Genomic DNA, 6,608 nt, shown 5'->3' with positions numbered 1-6,608 from the left:
AGTGGGCGGGGCCGCGGGCTAGTCCCGCGGCACCAGCCAGATCGCCGAGTTCGCCGGCAGCATGACCCGCGCCGACACGGGACGTCCGTGATACGACGGTCCGTCGGCGGACACCGAACCCATGTTTCCGCGTCCCGCACCGCTGTAGGTGTCGGCGTCGGTGTTGAGGATCTCGTCCCAGACACCCGCCGACGGGAGTCCGACCTGATAGTCGGCGCGATCGGCCCCGCTGAGGTTGAACAGGCACGCGACGACCGAGCCGTCGGTGCCATACCGCAGGAAGCTGATCACGTTGTTGGCAGTGTCGTTGGCGTCGATCCACTCATATCCGAGCGGGTCGATGTCCTGGCTGTACAGCGCGGGTGAGGAGCGGTAGATCCGGTTCAGGTCGGTGACCAGAGCCGAGATGCCGGAGTGCAGCTCGCCCTCCCAGCCCTCGAGCTGATGCCAGTCGAGGCTGCGATTGTCGGCCCATTCACCGGTCTGCCCGAACTCCTGTCCCATGAACAGCAACTGCTTGCCGGGATGGGACCACATGTACGCGAGGTAGACGCGTACACCCGCGGCCTTGGCGAACGAATCGCCCGGCATCCGCGACCACAGCGTGCCCTTGCCGTGTACGACCTCGTCATGGGAGAGAGGCAGCACGAAGTTCTCGCTCCACGCGTACACCAGCGAGAAGGTGATCTCGTGATGGTGGAAGCTGCGATGGATCTGGTCGCGTGACAGGTAGTCGAGGGTGTCGTGCATCCAGCCCATGTTCCATTTGAAACTGAAACCGAGCCCACCGAGATCGGTCATGCGTGTCACGCCGGGCCACGCGGTGGACTCCTCGGCGACCGTGATCACGCCCGGAAAGTGCTTGTGGACAGTCGCATTCGTCTCCTGGAGGAACTGCACCGCCTCCAGGTTCTCGCGCCCGCCGTGGATGTTGGGACGCCACTGACCGGCCGGCCGCGAATAGTCCAGGTAGAGCATCGAGGCCACGGCGTCGACCCGCAGACCGTCGATGTGGAACTCGCTGAACCAGTACAGCGCATTGGCGACCAGGAAGTTGCGGACCTCGTGCCGGCCGAAGTCGAAGACGTAGGTGCCCCAGTCGAGTTGCTCGCCGCGCATCGGATCGGCGTGCTCGTACAACGGTGTGCCGTCGAAGCGTGCGAGCGCCCAGTCGTCCTTGGGGAAGTGGGCCGGGACCCAGTCGACGAGGACGGCGATGTCGCGGGAGTGGAGGTGGTCGACGAGGTAGCGGAAGTCGTCGGGCGTGCCGAACCGTGCCGTCGGGGCGTAATAGGACGTCACCTGATAACCCCACGAGCCGCCGAACGGGTGCTCGGCCACCGGTAGGAATTCGACGTGGGTGAAGCCCTTCTCGACGGCGTACTCGGCCAGCTGGTGGGCGAGCTCGCGATAGTCGAGTCCCTGGCGCCACGATGCGAGGTGGACCTCGTAGACGCTCATCGGTTCGCGTTCGGGCGCGGACTGCTCCCGGCGCGCGATCCAGGCGTCGTCGGCCCACACATGTTCGGACACGGTGACCCGGGACGAGGTGGCAGGCGGCGCGCTGGTGCGGAAGGCCATGGGATCGGCCTTGTCGCGGATGACGCCGTCGGCGCCGTGGACGCGGAACTTGTAGTGGGTGCCGTCGCCTACGTCGGGGACGAAGACCTCCCACACGCCGCTGACCCCGACCTTGCGCATCGGGGCAAACCGCCCGGTCCAGTCGTCGAAGTCGCCGATCACGGTGACGCCGTGGGCATTCGGCGCCCACACCGAGAAGGCGGTGCCGTGTACCTCGCCGTCGGTGGTCGTGTACGACGTCACCCGCGCACCCAGTGCGTTCCACAACGCCTCGTGGCGTCCTTCACTGAACAGGTGGATGTCGACCTCGCCCAGGCTCGGCAGGAACCGGTAACCGTCGGCGACGACGAACTCCGAGGTGTCGCCCGCGGGATCGGGGTAGACGACGCGGTAGCGGTAGTCCATGAGGTCGGCCATCGGGACGGTGACCACCCACAGGTCGTCGGTCTGGCGGGTCATCGGATGATCGTCGCCGCCGATCACCGCAGACACCGAGATCGCATTCGGGCGCAGCGTACGCAGGATGGTGGTGCCGCCGGGCGCGTCATGGGCACCGAGGAACGCGTGCGGATCCGGGTGGGTCTGCGCGGCGAGCCGCCGGAGGTCGTGGTCGGTGGCGTTCGGGTCCGGCAGGTCAGGCGGATCGGTGCGATCGGTCACGAATACCTCACTGGATCCGGTGGGCGAGTTGCTGTGCGACAACAGGGTTCAGAGGCGGCAGGGCGAGGATGTGCGCGACCGCCCGCCAGGGCTCGAGCCGGACGTAGTTGTCCTGGCCCCACCAGTACTCCTCGCCGGAGACCTCATCTCGGACGGGAAAGTGGTCGTACCACTCGAACCCGAGTTTCGGCAGGTCGAGCCAGACCGTGGAGTCCTCGGCACCGAACGGGTTCAGGTTGATCACCACCACGACGCGGTCGCCCGAGACCGGGTCGATCTTCGAGTAGGCGATCAGCGACGGGTTGTCGACGTGGTGGAAGTGGATGTTGCGCAGCTGCTGCAGCGCGGGGTGGCGCCGGCGGATCTCGTTGAGGGAGGTGATCCAGGGCTCGAGCGACTCGCCCCGGCTCGCGGCCGCCTTGTAGTCGCGCGGCCGCAGCTCGTACTTCTCCGAGTTCAGATACTCCTCGCTGCCCTCGGTGACGGCGACGTGCTCGTACAGTTCGTAGCCGCTGTAGACGCCCCACGTCGGGGCGAGGGTGGCAGCGAGGGCGGCTCGGAGGGCGAACATGCCCGGCCCGCCGTGCTGCAGGCTCGCATGCAGGATGTCGGGTGTGTTGACGAACAGATTCGGGCGGGCCTCGTCGGCGTGGTCGGCGATCTCCCGGCCGAACTGTTCGAGCTCCCACTTCAGCGTCTTCCAGGTGAAGTAGGTGTAGGACTGGCTGAAGCCGAGCCGGGCCAGACCGTAGAGTCGCGCGGGCCGGGTGAACGACTCGGAGAGGAACAGCACGTCGGGGTGCCGCTTCTTCACCTCGCTGATCAGCCACTCCCAGAAGTTCGGCGGCTTGGTATGCGGGTTGTCGACGCGGAAGATGTCGACGCCGAGCCCGACCCAGTGCAGAACGACCTTCAGGACCGCGCGGTAGATGCCGTTGCGGTCGTTGTCGAAGTTCAGCGGGTAGATGTCCTGGTACTTCTTCGGCGGGTTCTCCGCGTATGCGATCGTGCCGTCGGGCTGGGTGGTGAACCACTCGGGGTGCTCGAGCGCCCAGGGATGATCCGGCGCGCACTGCAGTGCGAGATCGAGCGCGACCTCGAGACCGAGTTCACGGGCCCGGCCGACGAAGTACTCGAAGTCGTCCTCGGTACCGAGCAGGGGATGGATCGCGTCGTGACCGCCGTCCACGGACCCGATGGCCCACGGCGAACCGACATCGTCGGGACCCGCGACGAGCGTGTTGTTCGGGCCCTTGCGGTTGACCTCCCCGATCGGGTGGATCGGCGGGAGGTAGACGACGTCGAACCCCATGTCCGCGACGCGCGGCAGATCCTGGGCGGCGGTGAGGAACGTGCCGTGGACGGGGTTGCCCTCACCGTCCCAGCCACCGGTCGAACGCGGGAACAGTTCGTACCACGAGCCGAAGAGCGCCCGGGTGCGGTCGACCCACACCCGGTAGGTACGGCTCTTGGTGACGAGTTCACGGACGGGGTGCGCGGTGAGCACCTCGACCACCTCGTCGGAGATGGCCAGACCCACGCGGTTCTCGACACGGCGCCGGCGCGCGCGGAGCTGACGGGCGGCGTCGAGCAGGAGTTCGCGGTCCTCGCCGGACACGAGCTCGGCGGCGGTGTCGAGCACCTGCGCGCCGATCTCGATGTCGTTGGCGAGATCGGCGGCACCCTGCCCGGCGTCGAGTTTCTTGATGACGGCCGAGCGCCACGTGGCGTACGGGTCGCTCCAGGCCTCGATGCGGTAGGACCAGAATCCGACGGCGTCGGGCACGAAAGCCGCGTTGAAGGTGTCCGGCTCCGGGGCGGGGGCCATCCGGACGTCGAACGCCTCGCGTCGGGGAGCCTCGACGTGCAAGGTGACCCCCAGGGCGTCGTGGCCTTCTCGCCAGGCGGTGGTGCTGACCGGGAAGTATTCTCCCACAACGGCTTTCGCCGGCTGCTGACCCGCTGACACAAGGGGTGCGATGTCGTCGATACCCATGCGCCCGATCACGTGGAGCCTCCTGTCGTCAGCTCCCGTGACTGGCCGGGGTGCGCTGTCGGTCTCGCCTTCGTTGGTATCACCGGTTCCCAACCTAGTGCCCCGCGGACGGGATTGTCTTGTCATGGATCGCGCGTCGTGTCGGTCCGGCCCGGCGGCGCCGGGTCGGACGAGGTCAACCGACCGAACGCGCGGGATCGGTCAACCGGGCCAGCGCCGAACGGACCACCGCGGGATCGGTGGTGCGCCACATCGGGGGCAACGATGCGAGCAGATAGCCGCCGTAGCCGGCCGTCGCCAAGCGGGAGTCGAGGACTGCGACGACGCCGCGGTCCTCGACCGAACGCAACAGCCGCCCGGCACCCTGGGCGAGGAGCAGGGCCGCGTGGTTGGCCGCCACCGAGAGGAACCCGTTGCCGCCGCGAGCGTCGACCGCCCGCTGCCGGGCTGTCAGCAGCGGGTCATCGGGACGCGGGAAGGGGATGCGGTCGATGAGCACCAGGCTCAGCGACGGGCCGGGGACATCGACCCCCTGCCACAGCGACAGCGTGCCGAACAGGCAGGTCGCGGGATCATCGGCGAACCGCCGGACGAGGGTGGAGGTGGTGTCGTCGCCCTGACACAGCACCGGATGAGCGGTGCGGTCACGGATCGCGTCGGCGGCTTCGCGCGCGGCACGCATCGAGGAGAACAGGCCGAGCGTGCGACCGCCGGCCGCGTTCACGAGCTCGGCGATCTCGTCCATCGTCCGCGACGAGATGCCCGAGCGGTCCGGGCGGGGGAGATGGCGGGCGACGTAGAGGATCGCCGACCGCGGATAGTCGAAGGGCGAACCGGCATCGAGGCCGGTCCAGCGGGCCGAACCCGAATCCGAGGGGACCGCCTTGCCGCTCGCGGTGACGTCGGAGACGTTCGCCTCGTCGGTCACCGGACGATCGGTCCCGCGCCCCGACGCGGGGAGTCCCCACGTCGCGGCGAGGGCGTCGAAGGAACCACCGATGGTGAGGGTCGCCGACGTCAGGATGACCGTGGCATCGGCGAACAGTGAGGCCCGCAGCAGGCCGCCGACCGAGAGCGGCGCGATGTGCAGGATAGGCCGAGGCTCGGTCCCGCGACGCGAGGTGTCCAGCGACGCCCACACGACGTCGCGTCGCTTGGCCTCGTCGGGTTCGTCGAATGCGCCGAGAATGCGGACGACGGTGTCGTGCATGTCCTCGAGAGAGGTCAGGGCAGCCGACCGTGCGGCCGCAGCGCCGTCGTCGGCGCCGGCCATCCGTGCGGGGCCGATGGCGGTCCGTGTCTGCCACAACCGATCCCGGAGCATCACCAGCACGGCGGTGGCGTCGGACGGCAGACCGGTCCACTGACGCATCGGTGCTCCCTCGAGCAGCTCGCCGAGCTGCTCGCCCGCGCCGAGCAGGGCGTCGGCGGTCTCCTCGTCGACGAGTTTCCCGCAGCGGCGCGCGACGAGCGCCACCGAGGCCGCCGACAGCTCGTCGGTGGCCACCGAGGTCATCCGGTCGACGAGCTCGTGGGCCTCGTCGATGACGACGACGTCGTGTTCGGGCAGGACGTTCGCCGGGCTCGTCGCGTTGATGGCCAGTAGCGCGTGATTGGTGACCACGACGTCGACCTTGCCGGACCGCCGGCGCGACTGTTCGGCGAAGCAGTCCTCGCCGTAGGAGCAGTTGGCCGCGCCCAGGCACTCCCGGGCGGTGACGCTGACCTGTCGCCACGACCGGTCGGACACACCCGGGACGAGGTCGTCCCGGTCGCCGGTCTCGGTGTCGCTGCTCCACTCCCGCAGGCGCGTCACCTCCCGGCCGGTCCGTGACAGCTCGAAGGGGTCGAACAGCTCGGTGTCCGGTTCGTCAGCCGTACCGGAGTGGATCTTGTTCAGGCACAGATAGTTTCCGCGCCCCTTCAGGATCGCGAAGGTGGGCTCGCGGCCGACCGGTTTCTTCAGCGCCTTGGCCAGGCGGGGGAGATCGCGTTCGATGAGCTGTCGTTGCAGGGCGATCGTCGCGGTGGACACCACGACGGTCCGGCCGCTCTCGACGGCGTGCCGGATGGCCGGCACCAGGTACGCCAGCGACTTGCCGGTACCGGTACCGGCCTGGACGGCGAGATGCTCACCGGTGTCGATGGCGTGCGCGACCGCGGAGGCCATCGCGACCTGGCCGTCGCGGCGACGTCCGCCGAGAGCGGTGACCGCCTCGTCGAGCAGGTCGGTCACCGGGGGTGTGTTGGGCATGAGGTTGGTTCCGGTTGTCCTTGCTGGTATCGCGGTGGTGTCGCGTGCGGGTACGGATGGTTTAGACGTATCGCGGCGCCGGTCGGTTCCCTCGGTCGTGGTCGTGGTCGTGGTCGT

General features: G+C 68.5%; 3 protein-coding genes. All 3 read right to left on the bottom strand.

Annotation, left to right across the window (positions count from 1 at the left end):
• Positions 1-18 precede the first annotated feature (18 nt).
• The 3 genes from glgB to ACFW3F_RS21340 all read right to left on the bottom strand — a co-directional run bounded on the left by glgB (position 19) and on the right by ACFW3F_RS21340 (position 6,491).
• Positions 19-2,241, bottom strand: a complete 2,223-nt coding sequence (gene glgB / locus ACFW3F_RS21350; RefSeq protein ID WP_388060977.1) for a 1,4-alpha-glucan branching protein GlgB — start codon at positions 2,239-2,241, stop codon at positions 19-21.
• Positions 2,242-2,248: 7 nt separating this feature from the next.
• Positions 2,249-4,249 (bottom strand): maltotransferase domain-containing protein, encoded by a 2,001-nt coding sequence (locus ACFW3F_RS21345; protein WP_388060975.1) that lies wholly within the window; start codon positions 4,247-4,249, stop codon positions 2,249-2,251.
• Positions 4,250-4,412: 163 nt separating this feature from the next.
• The gene (locus ACFW3F_RS21340; protein ID WP_388060973.1) at positions 4,413-6,491 is read right to left on the bottom strand and encodes an ATP-dependent DNA helicase; all 2,079 of its coding nucleotides are present in this window, start codon (positions 6,489-6,491) and stop codon (positions 4,413-4,415) included.
• Between the last annotated feature and the right edge of the window lie 117 nt (positions 6,492-6,608).

It is taken from the genome of Gordonia sp. NPDC058843 (assembly GCF_042743165.1).
In the GTDB taxonomy this organism is placed as follows: Bacteria; Actinomycetota; Actinomycetes; order Mycobacteriales; family Mycobacteriaceae; genus Gordonia.
The sequence above is the reverse complement of the archived record's forward strand: the minus strand, read 5'-3'. Positions and strand labels throughout refer to the sequence as shown.